Annotated in this window: 20 protein-coding genes (1 of these 20 cut by a window edge); 17 read left to right on the forward strand and 3 right to left on the reverse strand. The window is 63.8% G+C overall.

Going from position 1 to position 19,446, the window contains the following annotated elements:
• Positions 1-98 precede the first annotated feature (98 nt).
• Positions 99-872 carry an SDR family NAD(P)-dependent oxidoreductase gene (locus HUK73_RS24335; protein ID WP_176594328.1) on the reverse strand — a complete coding sequence of 258 codons (774 nt, stop codon included), beginning with the start codon at positions 870-872 and terminating at the stop codon, positions 99-101.
• A gap of 301 nt (positions 873-1,173) precedes the next feature.
• On the opposite strand from HUK73_RS24335, the gene HUK73_RS24340 reads away from it, so the two are divergent.
• The 12 genes from HUK73_RS24340 (at position 1,174) to HUK73_RS24395 (ending at position 12,712) form a co-directional block, all read left to right on the forward strand.
• Positions 1,174-2,823, forward strand: coding sequence for a class I adenylate-forming enzyme family protein (locus tag HUK73_RS24340; RefSeq protein WP_176594329.1), 1,650 nt, complete (start codon positions 1,174-1,176; stop codon positions 2,821-2,823).
• A 20-nt stretch (positions 2,824-2,843) separates the two neighbouring features.
• Positions 2,844-3,713 (forward strand): amidohydrolase family protein, encoded by an 870-nt coding sequence (locus tag HUK73_RS24345; RefSeq protein WP_176594330.1) that lies wholly within the window; start codon positions 2,844-2,846, stop codon positions 3,711-3,713.
• Positions 3,714-3,730: 17 nt separating this feature from the next.
• Positions 3,731-4,819, forward strand: coding sequence for a Rieske 2Fe-2S domain-containing protein (locus HUK73_RS24350; protein WP_176594331.1), 1,089 nt, complete (start codon positions 3,731-3,733; stop codon positions 4,817-4,819).
• Positions 4,820-4,918: 99 nt separating this feature from the next.
• Positions 4,919-6,427 (forward strand): amidase, encoded by a 1,509-nt coding sequence (locus tag HUK73_RS24355; RefSeq protein WP_176594332.1) that lies wholly within the window; start codon positions 4,919-4,921, stop codon positions 6,425-6,427.
• Between the two features lie 18 nt (positions 6,428-6,445).
• Positions 6,446-7,204, forward strand: coding sequence for an SDR family NAD(P)-dependent oxidoreductase (locus HUK73_RS24360; protein ID WP_176594333.1), 759 nt, complete (start codon positions 6,446-6,448; stop codon positions 7,202-7,204).
• 4 nt (positions 7,205-7,208) lie between these two features.
• A complete protein-coding gene (locus tag HUK73_RS24365; RefSeq protein WP_176594334.1) occupies positions 7,209-8,510 on the forward strand; it encodes an MFS transporter in 1,302 nt (433 codons plus the stop codon).
• Entirely contained in the window at positions 8,507-8,986 is a 480-nt protein-coding gene (locus HUK73_RS24370) for an Lrp/AsnC family transcriptional regulator (protein ID WP_176594335.1), read from the forward strand. Before HUK73_RS24365 ends, HUK73_RS24370 begins: the two co-directional genes overlap by 4 nt.
• Positions 8,983-9,477: an Lrp/AsnC family transcriptional regulator gene (locus HUK73_RS24375; protein WP_176594336.1), complete on the forward strand. Its 495-nt coding sequence runs from the start codon at positions 8,983-8,985 to the stop codon at positions 9,475-9,477. Before HUK73_RS24370 ends, HUK73_RS24375 begins: the two co-directional genes overlap by 4 nt.
• Before the next feature lie 208 nt (positions 9,478-9,685).
• The gene (locus HUK73_RS24380; RefSeq protein WP_176594337.1) at positions 9,686-10,744 is read left to right on the forward strand and encodes an acyl-CoA dehydrogenase family protein; all 1,059 of its coding nucleotides are present in this window, start codon (positions 9,686-9,688) and stop codon (positions 10,742-10,744) included.
• Positions 10,741-11,925, forward strand: a complete 1,185-nt coding sequence (locus HUK73_RS24385) for an acyl-CoA dehydrogenase family protein (RefSeq protein ID WP_176594338.1) — start codon at positions 10,741-10,743, stop codon at positions 11,923-11,925. Before HUK73_RS24380 ends, HUK73_RS24385 begins: the two co-directional genes overlap by 4 nt.
• Positions 11,922-12,350 carry a PaaI family thioesterase gene (locus HUK73_RS24390; protein WP_176594339.1) on the forward strand — a complete coding sequence of 143 codons (429 nt, stop codon included), beginning with the start codon at positions 11,922-11,924 and terminating at the stop codon, positions 12,348-12,350. Before HUK73_RS24385 ends, HUK73_RS24390 begins: the two co-directional genes overlap by 4 nt.
• Positions 12,347-12,712 (forward strand): PaaI family thioesterase, encoded by a 366-nt coding sequence (locus HUK73_RS24395; RefSeq protein ID WP_176594340.1) that lies wholly within the window; start codon positions 12,347-12,349, stop codon positions 12,710-12,712. Before HUK73_RS24390 ends, HUK73_RS24395 begins: the two co-directional genes overlap by 4 nt.
• A 10-nt stretch (positions 12,713-12,722) precedes the next feature.
• Here the strand turns inward: HUK73_RS24395 and HUK73_RS24400 are convergent, their stop codons facing one another.
• Positions 12,723-13,790 carry an AraC family transcriptional regulator gene (locus HUK73_RS24400; RefSeq protein WP_176594341.1) on the reverse strand — a complete coding sequence of 356 codons (1,068 nt, stop codon included), beginning with the start codon at positions 13,788-13,790 and terminating at the stop codon, positions 12,723-12,725.
• A gap of 83 nt (positions 13,791-13,873) precedes the next feature.
• Between HUK73_RS24400 and HUK73_RS24405 the strand changes: the two genes are divergently transcribed.
• From HUK73_RS24405 to HUK73_RS24425, 5 genes are all read left to right on the forward strand, one after another.
• A complete protein-coding gene (locus HUK73_RS24405) occupies positions 13,874-14,506 on the forward strand; it encodes a nuclear transport factor 2 family protein (RefSeq protein WP_176594342.1) in 633 nt (210 codons plus the stop codon).
• A gap of 5 nt (positions 14,507-14,511) precedes the next feature.
• On the forward strand, positions 14,512-15,585 hold the full coding sequence (locus HUK73_RS24410; RefSeq protein WP_176594343.1) for an alkene reductase: 1,074 nt from the start codon (positions 14,512-14,514) through the stop codon (positions 15,583-15,585).
• 23 nt (positions 15,586-15,608) lie between these two features.
• A complete protein-coding gene (locus tag HUK73_RS24415) occupies positions 15,609-16,406 on the forward strand; it encodes an SDR family NAD(P)-dependent oxidoreductase (protein ID WP_255326532.1) in 798 nt (265 codons plus the stop codon).
• A 5-nt stretch (positions 16,407-16,411) separates the two neighbouring features.
• Positions 16,412-17,209, forward strand: coding sequence for an SDR family NAD(P)-dependent oxidoreductase (locus tag HUK73_RS24420; RefSeq protein ID WP_176594344.1), 798 nt, complete (start codon positions 16,412-16,414; stop codon positions 17,207-17,209).
• A gap of 153 nt (positions 17,210-17,362) precedes the next feature.
• Positions 17,363-18,820, forward strand: a complete 1,458-nt coding sequence (locus tag HUK73_RS24425) for an FAD-dependent oxidoreductase (RefSeq protein WP_176594345.1) — start codon at positions 17,363-17,365, stop codon at positions 18,818-18,820.
• Between the two features lie 42 nt (positions 18,821-18,862).
• Here HUK73_RS24425 and HUK73_RS24430 read toward each other — a convergent pair whose 3' ends face one another.
• Positions 18,863-19,446 carry the 3' portion of an SDR family NAD(P)-dependent oxidoreductase gene (locus HUK73_RS24430; protein WP_255326533.1) on the reverse strand. It continues 202 nt past the right edge of the window, so 584 of the gene's 786 nt are visible here — the last part of the coding sequence; its start codon lies beyond the right edge, outside the window; the stop codon is at positions 18,863-18,865.

Genomic DNA, 19,446 nt, shown 5'->3' on the forward strand with positions numbered 1-19,446 from the left:
TTGTCAATTAAAATTACGCAAATTAGCTATTATATCTAAATAATGGCCGATTTGCGGTATTAATGGTATTGAAAATTACGACTTTATACCCTTGGCCGTCAGCCTGGCATGTAGAGTTGCGCCGCCTTGCCTCCGTCGACGGGCAGCGCGGTGCCGGTAATGTAGCTCGCCGAATCCGACAGCATGAACGCGATGGCATGGGCCAGTTCGTCCGGCGTGCCGCCGCGTCCCATCGGGATGGCGTCGGTCGTGCGGGCGGCGATATCGGGCACGCGGGTGGCGAAATCGGCGGTTCCCGCCGTCTGCACCTGACCTGGAATGATGGCGTTGACGCGGATGCCGGAACGGGCGCCCTCCATCGCGGCAACGGCGGTGAAGTGGATCAACGCAGCCTTGGATGCGGAGTAGCTGGCCATATTGGGTGCGGCGCGAATGCCGCAGGTCGACGCGATATTGACGATCGACCCCTTGCCGACGCGGGCCATGACGGCCATCGCCGCCTTGGTGCTGACAAACACGGCGTCGGCGTTGACGGTGAAATCCTTGCGCCAATGTTCCAGCGTCAGACGGCTGATCGGGGCATAATGGGTCGACATGGCGTTGTTCACCAGCATGTCCAGCCGGCCGTAATCCGCCGCTACCCGTTCGATCATCGCGGTCAGCGCGGCATCGTCGGCCACGTCGAGCTGGACCGTTTCGACCTTGCCGCCTTCCGCCTTGATCTGCGCTTCTGCCTGTTCCAGCATCTCAAGCCGCCGCCCGCAGATCACGACCTGCGCGCCCCCGGCAGCCAGCAATTTTGCCGTGGCAAGGCCGATCCCGTCGCTGCCGCCGGTGATGATGGCGACCTGACCCTCGAAATTCGGAAACATTTTCTCTCCTGTTGCGAATCTGTCCGCCCGCCAGGGCAGAGCCTGTTGTGGGGGATTGTCATCGATATGCGGAAAATGTAAACCTTCAAAATCCGAATATGTCGAAATTAGGGGTGGATTTTTCCACGTATATGGGAAAGACTGCTATAGGAAATGCCGCGTTTCTGCGGATTTCCGATGAAAATGATATGCGTAAAATAAATTCGTTTGAAATACGCATATTGCTGAATATGATCATGGAAAATTCGGCCAATGCGGCGAATCGGGTGAGGATGAATGTCAGTTTATAGAAAGGCCCCCCATGGCTAGCGTCGATCCCGTTTTTGCCGAGGTAACGGCGGCCGGCACCCCGTTCGAGATCGGGGAGCGAGGCGGCATTCGCTATTTTTCCCGCGCGCCCGATGATCTGGCGCTATTGATCGAAAGTGCGCGTCGCCATGGCGACGCGACTTTCCTCGTTGAACAGGACGATTTCGGCCAGGAGCGGCGGCTGAGCTATGCGCAGACGTTCGACTGGCGCGACCGGATGGCATCGCGACTGGGGATTAGGCGCGGCGACCGGGTAGCGATTTGCATGCGCAACCGCGCCGAATGGATGATCGCCTTCTTGGCGGTAATCCGGCTGGGCGGCGTTGCGGTGTTGCTCAACAGCCGGGGCGCGCCCGCCGAACTGGCGGCGATGATCGAGGATGCGGAGCCGGCGCTGGTGCTGGCCGATGCTGAGCGCGCCGCGCTGATCCGGGAAAGCGGGTGCCCGGTGCCGGTGCTAGATGCATTGCAGCCGGACGATCTGGGCGAGGCCGGGGAGCTGCCCGAAATTGGCGGAGCGAACGCCGACGATCCCTGCGCGATCCTCTTTACCTCCGGCACCACGGGGCGGGTCAAGGGCGCGGTGCTGTCGCATCGCAGCCTGATCACCGGGCTGCTCGGCACGCAGCTGACGGGCATGATGGTGCTGCACAATATGGCGCGCAACTATGGCGTGTCGGTCGAAAGCATCATGGCGCAGGTGCCGCCGCAGGCGACGCTGCTGGTCTATCCGCTGTTCCATATTTCGGGGCTTGGCTCCGCTTTTCTGGCGCCGCTGCTGTCGGGTGCGAAGATCGTCATCATGCGCCGCTGGGATGCAGCGGAGGCGGTGCGGATCATCGCGCGGGAGAAGATCACGATGCTGACGTCCGTCCCGACCATGTTGTGGGACATGATCCGCCACGCACAGCAGGGAGAAATGGACCTGTCGTCGCTGCGCAATATCGGATCGGGCGGGCAGGCGCTGCCGCTCAACCTGCTGGATGAGGTGCGGGCGCTCTGCCCCCATGCGATGATCGGCGTCGGCTATGGCATGACCGAGACTTCAGGCGCCATCGCGCAGGCTGTAGGTGCCGATTTCCTGAACAACCCCGCCGCTGCCGGCCGGGTGCTGCCGCTGATCGACCTTCGCATTGCCGGGGCAGATGGCCAGGCCACGCAGACCGGGGAGAGCGGCGAGATCCAGGTCCGGGGTGCCATGGTGATGAGCCAATATTGGAACCGGCCGGAGGAGAACGCCAAGGCCTTCACCGAAGACGGTTGGCTGCGCACCGGCGATGTCGGGCGGCTGGACGAGGACGGCTATCTGTTCATCGTCGACCGGATGAAGGACATGGTCATTTCAGGCGGCGAGAACATCTATTGCGCGGAGGTTGAGCGGGTGCTTGGCGAAATGCCGCAGATCGTCGAATGCGCGACCTTCGGCATTCCCGACGAGCGGCTGGGCGAGCAACTGGTCGCCATCGTCGTCGGCCGCGACGTCGATGAGCGCGCGGTGACGGACTGGGTGGTCGAACGACTGGCCCGTTACAAGGCGCCCGGGCGCGTGGTTGTGATACCCGACCCGCTGCCGCGCAACCATCTCGACAAGATCGACAAGATCGCGCTCCGCGCGCTGTGGCCGGAACTGGCCAGAATATAACCGGAAAGGAGAGTTTTCCCATGGCCATGCCCAAGGATATCAAGATCATCGACTGCATGCTGGGCATTCCGGAGGCGGAGGACCGTTCCGAATGGTTCGCGCCCTTCCGCCCGCTGATCAAGGACCAGCAGACGCTTCAGCAGTTCGCGATGCCCGCGCAATATATGTTCAAGGACATTCCGCAGACCGGCAAGGTCGACGATTTCGTGTCCTGGACCGTCGAGCAGATGGACCAGCACAATATCGACAAGGCGCTAGTCGGCTGGAACGACAATGCAACATCTTACCGCGCCAAGGAAATGTACGGCGACCGTTTCTTCTTCGACCTGCCCTGCAACCCGAATGGGGGTATGGAGGAAGTGCGCCGGATCAAGCGCATCCATGCCGAAGTCGGTCTGTCGGCGATCAGTGTGTTTCCGGCGGGTACGCTGCCGCAGGTCGCGATCAACCATAAATATATGTTCCCACTCTACACCTGCGCGGCGGAACTGGGCCTGCCGGTGCTGCTCAATGTCGGCATTCCCGGTCCCCGCATCCCGATGGAGACGCAGAAGGTCGAGCATCTGGACGAAGTCTGCTGGTACTTCCCGGACCTCAAGATCGTCATGCGCCACGGCGCCGAGCCGTGGGAGGCGTTGGCCGTCAAGCTGATGCTGAAATGGCCGAACCTCTATTATTCGACCAGCGCCTTCGCGCCCAAGCACTATCCCAAGGCGATCATCGACTACGCCAATACACGTGGCGCCGACAAGATCATCTATGCTGGCTATTTCCCCATGGGGCTCAGCCTCGACCGCATCTTCAGCGATATGCAGAATGTGCCGTTCAAGGATGAGGTCTGGCCGAAATTCCTGCGCGAAAACGCCCTCAAGGTCTTTGACCTGAAATAAGATAGCGGAGCTTTCCCATGTCGAACACGCATGACGCAACAGACGCCCGCACCCCCCCGGTGGCGGTCTGGCAGATCCTCGAAAAGCTGAAGGGCCAGGACCTGGCCGACTGGCGCCTGGCCGAAGTGAAGGGCCGCGCCTCGATCGAGGAACGCAACCTGAATATCGGTATTCCCTTTGGCTGGTATCCGATCCTGCTCTCGTCCGAACTGCAGGTGGGCGAGGTCCAGCCGCTGCGCTATTTCTCCAAGGATTTGGCGATCTGGCGCGGAGAGGACGGCAAGGTCCGGATGCTCGACGCCTATTGCAAGCATCTGGGTGCGCATATGGGCCATGGCGGCAAGGTGCATGGCAATCTGCTGGAATGCCCCTTCCACGCCTGGCGCTATGATGGTGACGAGGCGGCGGTGAAGGAAATTCCCTATGCCCGCGTCGTCCCGCCTCAGGTGAAGCGCAAATGCACGCGCAACTGGCACATCACCGAAGCCAATCGCTGGATCTGGGCTTGGTATCATCCGGAGGATGTCGCGCCGCTGTTCGAGGTGGCCGTGTTGCCCGAAGCGACCGATCCCGAATGGACCGACTATGAGATCCATGAATGGAATGTCTGGGGTTCGATCCAGAACATGGCCGAAAATGGCGTGGACGTGGCGCATTTCCGCTACATCCATGGAACCGCCAATGTGCCGCTGGGCGAGCTGCGCTGGGGCGAATGGGGCCGCGGCGCCGACGTCAAGGCGAAGATGGGCACGCCCTGGGGCGAGGTGGACGGCCTGATCAGCTATGACACCATGGGCCCGGGCCAGAGCTGGACGCGCTTCACCGGCATTTCCGAAACGCTGCTGGTCGCCTGCCTTGCGCCGGTCGAGCTGGACCATGTTCATGTCCGCTTCTGCTTTACCCAGCCCAAGGCGCAGGCCGAGGGCGAGCGCGCGGGCGTCGCCAAGGCGATCATCCGCGACATCTGCAAGCAGTTCGATCAGGACAAGGTCGTCTGGGACCGGCAGAAGTTCGAGCCGAACCCGATCATCTGCGATGGTGACGGCCCGATCCCGCAGTTCCGCAAATATTATTCGCGCTACTATGTGGATCAGGCTGCTTCGTAACTGGATGAAGTGACCGATCCGCTGCGCAGGCGCTCGAGCGAGACGAGTGCCTGCGCAGGACGATAATGAAACAGGCGGCGCACGCGGGAGAGGATTTGAATGGACATGACACGCCGGGAAAGCATGGCGGGGGTCGGCGCGGCGGCGCTGCTGGGAATGACAGGCGCGGCGAAAGCGGCGACATCCTCCAGCCCGCTCGACACGCAGGATTCGCTGGGGCTGGCCGATCTGGTCCGCCGCAAGAAGGTTTCGCCCACCGAATTGCTCGACGCCTCGATCGCGCGGGTGGAGACGATGAACCCGCGCTTCAACTTCATGGCGCAGGAACATTATGACTATGGCCGCGCCGCCATCAAGCGGGGCCTGCCGGAAGGGCCGTTCAGCGGTGTTCCCTGGCTGCTGAAGGATCTCAACACCTATATCGCCGGCCTGCCGACCGATAATGGCAGCCGCTTTTATAAGGGCTACAAGCCCGAAGTGACCTCCGAACTGGTCCGTCGGATCGAGCGGGCGGGTTTCGTCATCTTCGGCAAGACCACCGTGCCGGAAATGGGGCTGACCGGCACGACCGAGAACAAGCTGACCGGCGCAACGCGCAATCCGTGGAACCCGGCCCATATTGCGGGCGGCTCCTCCGGCGGCGCGGCGGCGGCGGTCGCGGCAGGCGTGTTGCCCGCAGCCCATGCCACGGACGGCGGCGGTTCGATCCGCATTCCAGCTTCCTGCTGCGGCCTGTTCGGTTTGAAACCCAGCCGGGGCCGCGTGCCGATGGGTCCGCCGCGCACGGAGGGCTGGGGCGGGCTGTCGGTCCACCATGCCGTGACCCGGTCGGTGCGGGATTCCGCCGCGATACTGGACGCGACCCATGGGGTGGAGCCGGGCAGCCGCTATGGCGCGCCGACGCCCGAGGGCAGCTTCCTGTCCCAGCTTGAAAGGGCACCCGGACGGCTGCGCATCGCCTTCATGAAGGATGCGCCTGCCGGATCGCCGGTCGACCCCGAATGTCTGGCGGCGGCGGAAAAGGCCGCGCGGCTGTGCGAGAGCCTGGGCCATCATGTCGAGGAGGCTGCGCCGAAACTCGACATCGCGGCGATGGGCGCGGCCAGTTTCGTGCTGATCGGTTCCTCGGTCGCGGCCGACATGCTCGACCGGGCGAAGGCGACCGGCGTGGCGATCGGCCCGGATGTGCTGGAGCCGATTACGCTCGGCTTCATCGCCTATGGGCAGAAGACCACGGGCATGGACTATGCCCGCGCCAATGCCACGCTTCAGACCGCGGCGCTGACCATGGCGCAGTTCATGAGCAATTATGACCTGATCCTTTCTCCCACATTGGCGGCGCCGCCGCTGGAACTGGGGAAGATCAACCTGTCGCCCGATACGGATTTCGCGACCTGGGGCCAGCGGGCGGCAACCTTCTCCCCCTTCACCCAGATCGCCAACATGACCGGCCAGCCTGCCATGTCGATGCCGCTGGGCATGTCGTCTGGCGGCCTGCCGATCGGGGTCATGTTCATGGGCCGTTATGGTGACGAAGCAACGCTGTTCCGGCTTGCCGGGCAGCTCGAAAAGGCGGCGCCCTGGTGGGACCGGCGTCCGGCGCTCTGATAGACAAGGATAGACATTATGCGTGGATTGAAGGGTAAGACCGGCATCGTCGCGGGCGGTGGGCGCGGCATCGGCGCGGCGACGGCGCGGCGTCTGGCGGACGAAGGCGCGCAGGTCGTGATCGGCGACATCATGGCGGAATGGGCGATGGATACCGCCGCAGCGATCCGCGAGCAGGGCGGCAAGGCGATTGGCGTGGCGTTGGACGGCACCAGCGCGGCGTCGCAGGCGGCCATCGTACAGGCGGCGTTGGATGAATTTGGCGGCCTCGACTTCTACCATTCCAATCTGGCGGGCGGGACAGAGGGGGATATCGATATCCTCAATTGCAGCGAGGAAGTGCTGGACCGCAGCTTCGCCATCAACGCGAAGAGCCATTTCCTGGCCACGCAGGCGGCGCTGCCCGTGTTGATCGAGCGGGGCGGCGGGGCGATGATCTACACCTCCTCCGGCGCGGCGATTTCCGGCAATCCGTTGCAGGTCGCCTATCCCATGACGAAGAACGCGCTGCATGCGCTGGTCCGCCATGTCGCGCGCAAATTCGGCAAGCAGGGCATCCGCGCCAACGGCATCTGCCCCGGCGTGGTGATGACCGAAGCCGTCGCCCAGCATTTGACCCAGGATTATGTCGACTCCATGCTGGCCGCCATTCCGCACCGGCGGTTGGGCCAGCCGGACGATATTGCCGGGGCCATCGCCTTCCTCGCCTCCGATGACGGGGTGTGGGTCAATGGCCAGCTCTGGCATGTGAACGGCGGATCGCTGTTGCGGGATTGATGCCATGAACAGCCGGACAGCTTCCGTGCCCCCCTCCAATCCGTGGGTCGTGCTGGCGATGCTGCTGGCGATCTACATCTTCAACTTCGCCGACCGTTATCTGATCACGGGACTGATCGGGCCGATCAAGGCGGAGTTTGGGTTGGGCGACGGGATGATGGGCCTGCTGATGGGGCCGGCTTTCGTCGTGTTGTACGTCGTGCTGGGGGTGCCCTTTGCGCGGATGGCTGACCGGGGAAGCCGAATCCGCATCATCGCGGCGGGCTGCGTGTTGTGGAGCGGCGCGACGGTTGCGACCGGGCTTGCTACTGGCCCGATCAGCCTGGCGCTGGCACGGGTCGGCGTCGGCGTGGGGGAGGCGGCCTTCGTCGCCCCGGCCTATTCGTTGCTGTCCGATTATTTCCGGCCTGAAAAGCGCGGCTTCGCCTTCGCGCTGCTGGGGTTGGCCACTTATTTCGGCCAAATTGCCGGGCAGGGCGGCGGTCCCGCGATCGCGGCGGTGCATGGCTGGCGGCTGGCCTTTATCGGCATGGGCGTGGCGGGCGTGGCGCTGGGGGTGCTGGCGCTGTGGCTGATTCGAGAGCCGGTGCGCACGAAACTGGCGGAGGATGGGGTCATGCCCTTCGGCCGGCTGGTGGCGCTGCTGCTGCGGCGACCTGCCTTCCTGCTGATGGCGTTGACTTTTGGGCTGGCCGCGCTGTCGGGCGTTGCCTTTTCCTATTGGGGGCCGGAACTGTTCGCGCGGCGTTATGGGCTGGACCCGGTGACCGCCAAGTCCGCTTTCGCGCTCAATTTCGGTCTGTCGGGGTTGATCGGCACCCTGTTGTTCGGTGCGCTGGCCGACCGGCTGTCGGCACGCAGCATGATATGGCCCTCGCGCCTGTCTGCGCTGGCTATTGGCGCGGCGACGGCGGCGATTCTGGCTGCGACCTGGGCGGACAGCTTCACGCTGGCGCGCTGGCTGGCAGTGCCGGCGGGGCTGCTGGGGGGCGGTTGGCCGGTGGGGCTCCTCGCCACCCTGCAGTATATGCTGCCCGCGTCGATCCGCGCCTCGTCCACCGCCTTGTTCCTGGCGGCGACAACTTTGCTGGGCTATTTCGTCGCGCCCTGGGCGACTGGCGCGATCAGCGGCTGGCTCGGCAATGACGGGCATTCGCTCGCCATTGCGCTCAGCCTGATCATTCCCTTCGGTTTCCTGGCTTCGGCGCTTGGCTGGCTGGCCGGCGCCCGGCTGGAGCGGGACCGGCAGGCATTGGCACAGGCCCCGTTTCCATCGGCCGGACATTGTGCCATGGAACCCGCATGAATGAAGGCTTTTCCATCGACGAGATCGACCGCAAGATCATCGGCCACCTGCGCCGCAACGGACGGTCCACCAACCAGCAGATCGCAGAATCGCTCGACCTGACAGCCGCCACGGTGTCGGGTCGCATCCGCCGGATGGAGCAGTCCGACAAGTTGAACGTGGTCGCCGTGTCGGACTTTGCGGCCCATGGGCTGGACGTGTTGATCCAGATGGCGATCGAGGTCGACGGTCGCGCCGCGTCGGACGTTGCCGATGAACTGGCGACGCTGCCCGAAGTCTTCGCTGTTTTCCTCGTCACCGGGCGGCATAATATCGACCTGCTGCTGGCGCTGCGGGAATATGGCGACCTGCCCAATCTGATGATCGACAAATTGTCCAAGATCCGGGGGGTACGGACGATGCGGCCCTCCATCGTGCTGGACGTCATCAAATATCAGTTCGAATCGGGGCCACTCGTTTCGGGAGGTGGTGCATGAGCAAGGCGTCCATCGATGATCTCGACCGTCAGCTGATCGACATGCTGGCGCGCGACGCCCGCGTGTCCAACCGCAAGATCGCTGCGGATCTGGGCGTCAATGAAGGCACGATTCGTGGCCGTATCAAGCGGTTGCAGCAGGACGGGCTGCTCGCCTTCACTGCGATCACCAGCCTCGACCTGGACAGGGATGTTCGTATCGCCTTCATCGGCATCCAGGCCGATATAGAGAATATCCGCGACATTGCGCGGCAGATCGCGGCCATGCCCATGGCGCGGGCGGTGATGATCGTGGCTGGTCAGTTCAACATCATGGTGACCTGCCTGTTCACCGATCTGGGCAAGTTTCATCATGTGGCCGCAGACCAGATCCTGGCGATGCCGGGGGTACACCATATTGAAACCTCGATTGCGGTGGGCGCGGTCAAATATAATTCGCGGATCGTGCGCATCACGGAAAAGCCCCAGCCAGACGGTGATGATATCGGCTGATTAAGGCGACGATTCGACTTTTTCGTAAAACAGAATAGAAAAATATCCGCAAATATCGAAAATGCCCCGGTTTCGATCTTGCAATTTATGGATTTTTAGATAATTATATCCGCAAATGGTGGCGAGTTGCGCTTTCGTACCCGCCATTGCGGAACCGATAGCGGGCGTAAATCCGCGCAATGGGCCAAGGAAGAGGATTACCAGGCAAATGGAATTCGCCTTTACCGAAGAGCAGCAGATGATTGCGGAGACGGCGCAGGCCTTCTTCCGCGACAATGCGACGAGTGAGCGCGTGCGTCGTGCCATGGCCATGGATGGCATCGATCAGGAATTGTGGACCGCCTTTTGCCGCGAACTAGGGTTGAGCGGCATCGGCCTGCCCGAAGAGACGGGCGGATCGGGGCTGGGCATGGTCGAACTGGCGATCATCGCGGAGGCTGCCGGCGCGCAGGTCGCCGCGCTGCCGATGCTGGGCAGTCTGGTGCAGGCGGCGCAGGCGATTGCGGCTGGGGGCACGCAGGATCAGAGTGCGGCGCTGCTGCCCGAGTTGATCTCTGGCGAGGCGATTGGCGGCTATTTTTATGACAGCGCGCTGAAGGTCGAGGGCGATCGGCTGACCGGCGGGGCGCAATATGTGACTCATGGCGCCAGTGCATCGCTGTTCGTCGTCACCGATAATCGGGGCATGTGGGTGGTCCGGGCCGATGATCCGGGCGTGACCGTCACAGCGCAGACCAGCATGGACCAGACCCGCCCGCTTGCCCGCGTGGCGCTGGACAGCGCGCAGGGTGAGGCGCTTGCCAATCCCGCCGCCGCGCTGGTCGCAGTGCATCGCGCCGCCTTCATTGCGGTGGCGGCGGAGGCTTTGGGCGGCGCGCAGGCCTGTCTCGACCGCACCGTCGCCTATTCGCAGGAACGCGTCCAGTTCGGCCGTCCGATCGGTTCGTTCCAGGCCTATAAGCACCGGCTGGCCGACATGATGATCGAGATCGAGCAGGCGCGTTCGGCGGTCTATTGGGCGGCCTGCGCGGTGGACGAGCGGTCCGATGAGGCTGATCTCGCGATCCACGCCGCCAAGAGCTTCGCCGCCGATACATATTTCCGGTGCGCGGGTGACATGATCCAGCTGCATGGCGGCATCGGTTTCACCTGGGAACATGACGCGCATCTCTTCTTCAAACGCGCCCGCTCGCTCCAGACCATGTTGGGCAGCGGCAACTGGCACCGCGAACGCATTGCCACGATGATCCTGGGGGAAGCAGCATGAAACTGGGTTTTTCGCAGGAAGACGAACTGTTCCGGCAGGAATGCGCCGACTGGCTGAATGGCCAGATGGCGGGCGAGTTCAAGGATATCAAGGGCATCGCCAAGCTGACCGGCAGCCCCGAGCGCCGCAAGGAATGGGAGCAGCAGCTCGCCGCCCATCGCTGGTCCTGCATCGGCTGGCCGTCGCAATGGGGCGGGCGCGACGCGACGCTGGCGCAGCAGGTGATCTTCGCGGAGGAATATGCCCGCGCCGGGGTGCCGGGTCGTATCAACCATATCGGCGTCGAATTGGCCGGGCCGACCATCCTGGCCTTCGGTACGGAGGAACAGAAGCGCCAGTTCCTGCCCGGCATCGCAGGTGGCACGACGATCTTCTGCCAGGGCTTTTCCGAACCCAATGCGGGGTCGGACCTGGCCAGCGTCCGCACGCGCGGGCGGCTGGAGGGCGGCGAATGGGTGGTGAACGGCCAGAAGATCTGGACCAGCCTTGCCCATATCTCCGACTGGATCTTTGTTGTCACCCGCACGGAGGAAGGGTCGCAGGGACCCAAGGGCCTGACCTTCCTGATGATGCCGCTGGATCAGCCGGGCATTGAGGTGCGCGGCATCCGCCAGATCAATGGCGATGCTGAGTTCAACGAGACTTTCTTCACCGATGCGCGCTGTCCGGCGGACAGCCTGATCGGTGCGGTCGGGCAGGGCTGGGGCATCGCCATGGGCCTGCTCGCCTTCGAACGCGGCGTGTCGACGTTGGGCCAGCAAATGGGTTTTCGCAACGAACTGGACGAGATCATCGTGGCGGCCAAGGCCAATGGCGCGGCCAATGACCCGCTGATCCGCCAGCGTCTTGCGAAGGCGGAGATTGGCCTGCGGCTGATGCGCTATGGCGCGCTGCGGATGCTGTCGCAGACCGATCACAAGAAGATCGATGGCGCCGCGCTGACCTACAAGATCCAGTGGGCCAGCTGGCGCCGCAATCTGGGTGAACTGGCGATGGACGTGCTGGGGCAGGCGGGCGAAGTCACGGACCATGCGGAATATGAATGGGATATGCTGCCCAATCTGTTCCTCTTCTCCCGCGCTGACACCATCTATGGCGGCACCAATCAGATTCAGCGCAACCTGATCGCGGAACGCGGGCTTGGCCTGCCGCGCGAACCGCGTTACGTCCCGAAAGGATGACGCAAGAGGAAGATCTGTTCGAGCGGCTGAAGAACCTGCCGCCGCGTGGCCATCATGCCATGCTGGGGCTGTATTCGGTCGCCGACGGGCCTGACTGGGTGGAAATGGCCTGCCCCTATGATCCACGCTTCCTGATGGATGCCGACAAGGGGCTGGTATCGTCAGGGCCGATCCTCTCGCTGATCGATGCGGCGGCGGGTGCGGCGGTGATCGCGCGGACGCGGCAATGGCGGCCGATGGCGACGCTGGACATGCGGGTTGATTATCTGCGCGGGGCGCGGGTGGGGCAGACTCTCCATGCCCGCGCCACCTGTCATCATCTGACGCGGCAGGTCGCTTTCCTGAATTGCGAGGTGCATGACGGAGCGCCGGAGGACCGCGTGGCCTCCGCCGCGATCAGTTTCTTTTTTATGGATGACGCATGATCGCGGACACACCTTATGCACAGATGCTGGGGATTCGGACCCTTGATACCGGCACCTTGATGATGCCGGTGTCGTCCGATCTGGAGGGTCGGACTGGCTTTCTCTATGGTGGCGTGATCGCCAGCCTGTTGGAACTGGCCTGTCTGGAGGCGGTGTCGCTGGAACTGGGCGGGATCGACCGGCGGCCGCGGCCGGTGAATATTTCCTTCGACTTTCTGCGCGGCGGTGAAATGGCGGACAGCTTTGCGCAGGCACGGATCGTTCGGATCGGCAAGCGTATCGTGAACGCCAGCGCGCTTTGCTGGCAGCGTGACAGGGACAAGCCGATCGCCAGCGCGCGCATGCATTTGATGCTGGATTGAGGGAATCCCCTCACCCCAACCCTGCCCGCCAGGCTGCGGGCGACTGACCGGTCCATTGGTGGAAGGCCCGCCGAAACGCGGTGGCATCGCTGAAATGGGTGCGTCGCGCTATCTCCGTGATCGACAGTCGGGGATCGGACAGCAGCCTTTCCGCAATATCCTGCCGGGCCTGGGCGCGAAGCGCGATCAGCGCGGTTCCCTCCGCCGCCAGCCGGCGTTTCAGCGTCGCTTCGCTGATGCTGAAGGACCGGGCCAGCCACGCTGCCGTCGCAGGCGCTTCGCCGCTGGTCAACATGGCCGCGAAGAGGTGCAGGATGCGTTCCGACAGGGGCGCGTCCTTCGACAGCGGCACGGCCAGATCGAAGGGAAAGCTGCGGATCAGCGGCTTCAGCTCCGGCGGCGTGCGGATGACGGGCCGGTCCAGATAGTCGGCGGCAAAGCGCAGGCTGTTTTCCGCCGCGCCATGGGTCAGCGGATGCGGCATCAGGTAGAAGATCGTCCGTTCATCCAGCAAAGGCGGATAGCGCATCGCCGCGCCCGTCAGCCGGATATCCTCCCCGATCAGCCAGCCGAACAGCCGATGATAGGTTGAAAGGCCCGTCAGGTCGGACAGATAGGCGCAGGCGTTGTGCACCGTGCGCGCCGTTTCCATGTCCAGCCGCGCCATGCCGCCTTCCTCATGGAGGCGCAGCCGCCCGGCGCGCGGGCCGATGAGCAGGGAAAACTGGTCTGTCCGCTCAATCGCCTCGCGCAGTGTGCGGCTGGTGATGACGCAATGGCACAGCATGTCGATGCCGAGCTTGGTCAGGGGCTCGCGCCCCTCCTGCCGGGCGGCGCATTCGTCGAGTGCCCAGGTGCAACGGGCATAGAGCCGGGCGAACTCGTCATGGGACAAAGCAGGGGCAGGAGCGGTGGGGGAAAGCAGGCTGGCGGAGAGATGGGTCAACCCCGCATCACGCAGCAAAGCGGGCTGGTTGCCGCCATAGGCACCCACCAGGCGCAGCAGGTCGCGCGCCACCGTGGCCGAGGCGCGGCCCGGCGCTGGGCGGGAAAAATGTCTGTTGAGCTCCTTTGTCATTGCTTTTGACCTATTTTAACATTTTAATTTGCGCTTACAATGGTGAAAATCACTACGCAAATTCAAAGGAGTTGAGGGAGAGCATGAGCGAGACCGAAAGCCTGTTGGCGCGTATCGATCGGCTGGAATCGCTGGATGCGATCCGCCAGTTGCCCGCCAAATATTCACTGGCGCTGGACATGCGCGATTCCGATGCCTGGGTGAACCTGTTTCCCGAAGATGTGCGTGTCGGCGGCGGCAAGAGCGGGCGCAAGGCGCTGCGCGACTGGTTCGACGAAACCCATTCGATGCAGTTCGACGGCACGTCGCACCATATTGGCGGGCATATCATCGATTTCGACGATCCTGATCATGCGCAGGGCGTCGTCTATTCGAAGAACGAGCACGAATGCGGCCCCGAATGGGTCATCATGCAGATGATGTATTTCGATCAGTATGAACGGATCGAGGGTCGCTGGTATTTCCGCCGCCGCCTGCCGCTCTATTGGTATGCGACCGACCTCAACAAGCCGCCGGTCGGTGACCGCAAGATGCGCTGGCCGGGCGTCCCGCCCTATCATGGCAGCTTCCATGATCTGTTCCCGAGTTGGAAGACCTATTGGGAACGGCTGGGTCAGCCCCATGACGGGCCGGTCGAACCGGCCGCGCCACTGGAGAAATTCATCGAGACGATGCGGCGTGGCGCTCCGCTGCCCAAGTCCCGCGTGCGGAGTTGAAGGCGGTGACCGATATTTTCTCCCCCGTGACGCTGGGCGACATCGTGCTTGCCAACCGCATCGTCATGGCACCGATGACCCGCGACCGGGCAGGGCCGCAGGATGAGCCGACGGCGGCGATGGTGGAATATTACCGCCAGCGCGCCAGCGCAGGTCTGATCGTGACCGAGGGGACGCAGCCTTCGCCCGCAGGCAAGGGCTATTGGCGCACGCCTGGCATTCACAATGAGGCGCAGGTCGAGGGCTGGCGCCAGGTGGCCGACGCCGTGCATGGCGAAGGCGGGCGGATCGTCATGCAACTCATGCATGTCGGCCGCGCCAGTGTCCGCGCCAACAAGGCGCCGGACGCGGACACGGTAGCACCCTCTGCCATAGCCTGTCCCGATCCCATTCCCGGCCCGGACGGGGTGCCGCAGCCGACTGAAATACCCCGCGCGCTGGAAGGTGATGAGATTGCCGGCGTGGTCGCGGAATATGTCGCGGCCGCGCGCAACGCGATGGCCGCAGGTCTGGACGGTGTGGAGCTGCATTGCGCCAGTGGCTATCTGCCGATGCAATTCCTCTCCTCCAACAGCAATCAGCGGACCGACCGCTATGGCGGATCAGCGGAAAACCGTGTCCGCTTCGTGGTCGAGATACTGGAGGCGCTGGCCGCCGCCATCGGGGCGGGGCGCGTGGGCTTCCGCATCTGTCCCGGCGTCGGCTTCAACGGCATGGCTGATGCCGATCCGGCGGAAACCTACCGCACGCTGTTGCAGGCGGTGGATGGCCTTGGCCTTGGCTATGTGCACCTGATCCACATTCCCAATAAGGGCTTCGATGCGCTGGATCTGGTGCGCGCGAACTGGCGCGGATCGGTGATCGAGAATTGCGGCCTGACGCTGGACAAGGCGCGGGCGGTGCTGGCGGAGGGCAAGGCGGAGGCGGTCTCCTTTGGCTATGCCTATATCGCCAATCCCGATCTCGTTGAACGCTTCCGTGCTGGCGCGCCGCTGGCCCATGCCAATCGCGAGACCTTCTATACCGGACAGGGCGACGACCACCGGGGCTATACGGACTATCCGGCCCTGAACGCCTGAAGCGCCCGGCAACATTGGAGAAGATGATGGAAAAGATACTGGCGGGGCGCACGGCGCTCGTGACGGGTGGCGGACAGGGCGTGGGGCAGGGGATTGCCCGTGCTCTTGCCGGAGCAGGGGCGGATATCGTCGTCGCGCAACGGCGGGGCGAGGAGGCGGAGCGTGAAGCAGAATGGCTGCGCGCCAACCATGACGTGAAGGCGTTCGCCCAGCCCGTGGACGTGACCGACGCGGCTGCGGTGGATCGCATGGTCGCCACCGCCGTCGAACAGCTCGGCGGCCGGCTCGATATCCTGGTCAACAATGCCGGAGGCAGCTTTCCCAAGCGTTTCGAGAACCATACGGACGCGGACATGGCGGGCGCGTTCGACCTCAATTACTGGTCCGCGTTCCGCGCCATGCGCGCGGCCTTTCCGGTGATGAAAGCGCAGGGCTATGGCCGGATCATCAACCTGGGATCGCTGAACGGGGTGAACGCGCATATGTTCACCGTTGCCTATAATGCCAGCAAGGAAGCGGTGCGGGCGCTCACCCGCACGGCGGCGGTCGAATGGGGACCGCATGGCATCACCTGCAACATCATCTGCCCCTCGGCGACCAGTCCGCAGGCGAAGGATTATTTCGCCGCCAACCCGGAAATGGCGCAGGCGATCCTGCAACAGGTGCCGGTGGGCCGCTTCGGCGACGCGACGCGCGATGTCGGGCCGGTCGCGGTGTTCCTGGCCAGCGAGGGCGGTGGCTACACCACGGGTAACAGCTTCTTCGTCGATGGCGGCGGGCATATCAACGGCGTCGCTTGGCGCCCCGAAGTCGAGGATTGAGGATCATGCAGAGACTGAAGGGTAAGCGCGCTGTCGTCACGGGCGCAGCGCAGGGAATCGGTGCGTCGATCGCGCGGCGGCTGGCGGAGGAGGGCGCAGTGGTCGCCCTGCTCGATCTGGATGCGGCGGCGGCGGGTGCGGTGTTGCCCGCACCGCATGTTGGCATCGCCTGCAATGTGGCGGACACGGAATCGGTCGACCGCGCCTTCGCGCAAGTGAAGGAAGCGCTGGGCGGCGTCGACGTGCTGGTCAACAATGCAGGGCGCGGCAGCGCACCGGGCGATGGCATGGACCGTTATTATGCGGCGCAGGCGGAGCGGGCGACGAACCCTGCCGTCCATGTCGACCAGACTATATATTGCGAGGATGCGGGCTGGAGCGGCGTGCTGGCGGTGACGCTGGACGGCACGTTCAAATGCAGCCGCGCCGCCGTGCGGCTGATGGCGGAGCAGGGAACGGGCGGCGCCATCGTCAATATCGGTTCCACTGCGGGGGTGAAGGGCGATGGCCCGATTCCCTATTGCGCGGCGAAGGCAGCGGTGCTGGGCATGACTCGCGCCATGGCACGCGAGCTGGCGGACCGGGGCATCCGCGTCAATGCGGTCAATCCTGGCGCGACCGAAACGCCGATCTATGCGCCGCTGCCCGTTGAGGTGAAGGAAGCGATTGCCGCCGACAGCCTGATGAAGCGGCTGGCCCATCCCGATGAAATTGCGGGTGCGGTCGCCTTTCTGGCGGGTGATGACGGAAGCTTTGCCACGGGCAGCATCGTGACGGTCAACGGCGGGGCCTGGTTTGACTAAAATATACGCAATGATGGTATGATTTCCGCTATAAACCAATCATTGCGAAAACTTGATTAGGCGATGGGGCGCATTATTGGCAATGATGTCCCATTGCTTTATCACCCAAGGAAAGACGGGCGCTCTCTGGCCCGCACAGGAAGAGGATCGCCCGTGACTGAGATTTCGCTCCATCGGCCCTACCCCGCGCAGGACGTTGCCGCCTGGGATTTCGACACGGAAGTCGCGGTGGTCGGCTTTGGCGCGTCGGGCGCCTGCGCGGCGATCGAGGCGGCGGATGCGGGCGCGCGGGTCATGCTGTTTGAGCGCGGTTCGGGCAGCGGCGGCGCCTCCGCTCTGTCGGGCGGCGAAATCTATATCGGCGGCGGCACGGATGCCCAGCGCGCCGCCGGGTTCGAGGATAATGTTGAGGATCTTGCCGCCTATCTCAAAATGGCGGGTGGCCCATGCGCCGATGAGGCGAAATGCGATCTTTATGCGCGGGAGTCGCTCAACCATTATGACTGGCTGAAGGCGCAGGGCGTCCCCTATCGCGGCAATTACCTGCCCGGCAAGCATATCGAGCCGGTCGATGATTCCACCCTGATCTGGTCGGGTAGCGAAGCCGCCGCGCCCTTTTGCGACAGCGCCCGTCCGGCGCCGCGCGGCCATGTGATCCAGCATGCTGGCTGGGGTGGCGGTCGTCCGTTGGTCGATCTGCTGGAAAAGCGGGCACGCGCATTGGGCGTGGAGGTCGTCACTGATGCGCGAGCGGTGGCGCTGGTGAAGGAAGGCGAGCGTATCGTCGGGCTGGTGGTGCGGATTGACAATGTGAACCGCTTCGTGCGGGCGCGCCGTGGCGTCATCCTGTGCACTGGCGGTTTTGTCATGAACGAGGCGATGCGGCGGCGCTATTGCCCCGAAACGCTGCGTCTTAGCAGCCCCATCGGGGATCAGGACGACGGATCGGGCATTGAACTGGGCATCGGCGCGGGTGGCGACGCCATCCATATGGATCAGTTCTTCACCACCTGTCCCTGGACCATGCCGGAACCGCAGGCCTATGGCGTGCTGGTCAATCAGGCGGGGCAGCGCTTCATCAACGAGGATTGCTATCATGGCCGGGTGAGCCGTGCCGCCGTCGACCAGTTGGGGGATCGCGTGTTCCTCCTGCTCGACAACGCCCATTTCTCGCAGCCGCTGGAGCTGGCGGGCATGAACATCGCGGGTACCGGCGAGACCTGGGAAGAGGTCGAGGCGGAACTGGAAATGACGCCCGGTACGTTGAGTGCGACCATGGCCTTCTACAACGCCCATGCGCATGAGGGGCGCGATCCGCTGTTCGGCAAGCGCGCGCCGATCCTGACGCCGCTTGACCAAGGGCCGTTCATCGCGTTGGAAATGAACTTCCAGAACAGCTATTTTAGCTTCTTCACCTTGGGCGGCCTGCGGACTTCGACCGATGGCGAGGTGCTGGACCGCGCGGGTGCGGCGATCCCCGGCCTGTTCGCGGCAGGGCGCAGCACATCGGGCCTGCCTGCCTGGGGCCATGGCTATAGTTCGGGCATGAGCCTGGCGGATTGCACCTTCTTTGGTCGCCGCGCCGGTCGCAAGGCGGCGGCCGGGGCGTAATTCTCGTGCTCCTGTCTACGCAGGAGCACGATGATTTTCAGCTCAGCTCAAAGTGGCACCGCCGTCCACGGCGATGCACTGGCCGTTGATCCACTCCCCGTCCCGTGATGCGAGCAGGGCGACCATGGCGGCAATGTCTTCGGGTTCGCCCAGACGCGGCGATCGTCCCGCCGCCAATATCTGCGCCTGGAAATCCGCCGGCATCGTCTCTCGCTTTTCCGGCGTGACCACCAGCCCCGGCATGATCGCATTGGCGCGGATGCCTTCCCGACCCCAGCGTGAAGCGACATGGCGCACCAGCGCATTCAGTCCGCTCTTCGCCATGGCATAGCAGGGCCGCGTATCCTCTCCTGCAATTGCCGCCGTCGAGGAGGTGTAGATCATCGCGCCGCCGCCGCGCTGTTGCAGGCGCGGCAAGGCATGGCGGGTGATCCGCATCATGCCCTTGAGATTGACGTCCAGCGTCCGCTCCAGCACCGCGTCGGTCACGCTGATTGCATCGCTATCCTCGAAGATGATGCGCAGGTCGGCGAAATTGGCGTGCACCGCGTCGATGCCGCCATGGGCCGTCATGGCCGCATCGATCAGCGCCGCGACCGATGCGTCGTCCGTGGCATCGAAAACAC

The sequence above is a fragment of the Sphingobium sp. EM0848 genome (assembly GCF_013375555.1).
Classification (GTDB): domain Bacteria; phylum Pseudomonadota; class Alphaproteobacteria; order Sphingomonadales; family Sphingomonadaceae; genus Sphingobium.

What these genes read in the sequence shown, in the direction of transcription:
- HUK73_RS24335 (WP_176594328.1), bottom strand. Translation starts at nt 872, where the DNA reads ATGTTTCCGAATTTCGAGGGTCAGGTCGCCATCATCACCGGCGGCAGC.
- HUK73_RS24340 (WP_176594329.1), top strand. Translation starts at nt 1,174, where the DNA reads ATGGCTAGCGTCGATCCCGTTTTTGCCGAGGTAACGGCGGCCGGCACC.
- HUK73_RS24345 (WP_176594330.1), top strand. Translation starts at nt 2,844, where the DNA reads ATGGCCATGCCCAAGGATATCAAGATCATCGACTGCATGCTGGGCATT.
- HUK73_RS24350 (WP_176594331.1), top strand. Translation starts at nt 3,731, where the DNA reads ATGTCGAACACGCATGACGCAACAGACGCCCGCACCCCCCCGGTGGCG.
- HUK73_RS24355 (WP_176594332.1), top strand. Translation starts at nt 4,919, where the DNA reads ATGGACATGACACGCCGGGAAAGCATGGCGGGGGTCGGCGCGGCGGCG.
- HUK73_RS24360 (WP_176594333.1), top strand. Translation starts at nt 6,446, where the DNA reads ATGCGTGGATTGAAGGGTAAGACCGGCATCGTCGCGGGCGGTGGGCGC.
- HUK73_RS24365 (WP_176594334.1), top strand. Translation starts at nt 7,209, where the DNA reads ATGAACAGCCGGACAGCTTCCGTGCCCCCCTCCAATCCGTGGGTCGTG.
- HUK73_RS24370 (WP_176594335.1), top strand. Translation starts at nt 8,507, where the DNA reads ATGAATGAAGGCTTTTCCATCGACGAGATCGACCGCAAGATCATCGGC.
- HUK73_RS24375 (WP_176594336.1), top strand. Translation starts at nt 8,983, where the DNA reads ATGAGCAAGGCGTCCATCGATGATCTCGACCGTCAGCTGATCGACATG.
- HUK73_RS24380 (WP_176594337.1), top strand. Translation starts at nt 9,686, where the DNA reads ATGGAATTCGCCTTTACCGAAGAGCAGCAGATGATTGCGGAGACGGCG.
- HUK73_RS24385 (WP_176594338.1), top strand. Translation starts at nt 10,741, where the DNA reads ATGAAACTGGGTTTTTCGCAGGAAGACGAACTGTTCCGGCAGGAATGC.
- HUK73_RS24390 (WP_176594339.1), top strand. Translation starts at nt 11,922, where the DNA reads ATGACGCAAGAGGAAGATCTGTTCGAGCGGCTGAAGAACCTGCCGCCG.
- HUK73_RS24395 (WP_176594340.1), top strand. Translation starts at nt 12,347, where the DNA reads ATGATCGCGGACACACCTTATGCACAGATGCTGGGGATTCGGACCCTT.
- HUK73_RS24400 (WP_176594341.1), bottom strand. Translation starts at nt 13,790, where the DNA reads ATGACAAAGGAGCTCAACAGACATTTTTCCCGCCCAGCGCCGGGCCGC.
- HUK73_RS24405 (WP_176594342.1), top strand. Translation starts at nt 13,874, where the DNA reads ATGAGCGAGACCGAAAGCCTGTTGGCGCGTATCGATCGGCTGGAATCG.
- HUK73_RS24415 (WP_255326532.1), top strand. Translation starts at nt 15,609, where the DNA reads ATGATGGAAAAGATACTGGCGGGGCGCACGGCGCTCGTGACGGGTGGC.
- HUK73_RS24420 (WP_176594344.1), top strand. Translation starts at nt 16,412, where the DNA reads ATGCAGAGACTGAAGGGTAAGCGCGCTGTCGTCACGGGCGCAGCGCAG.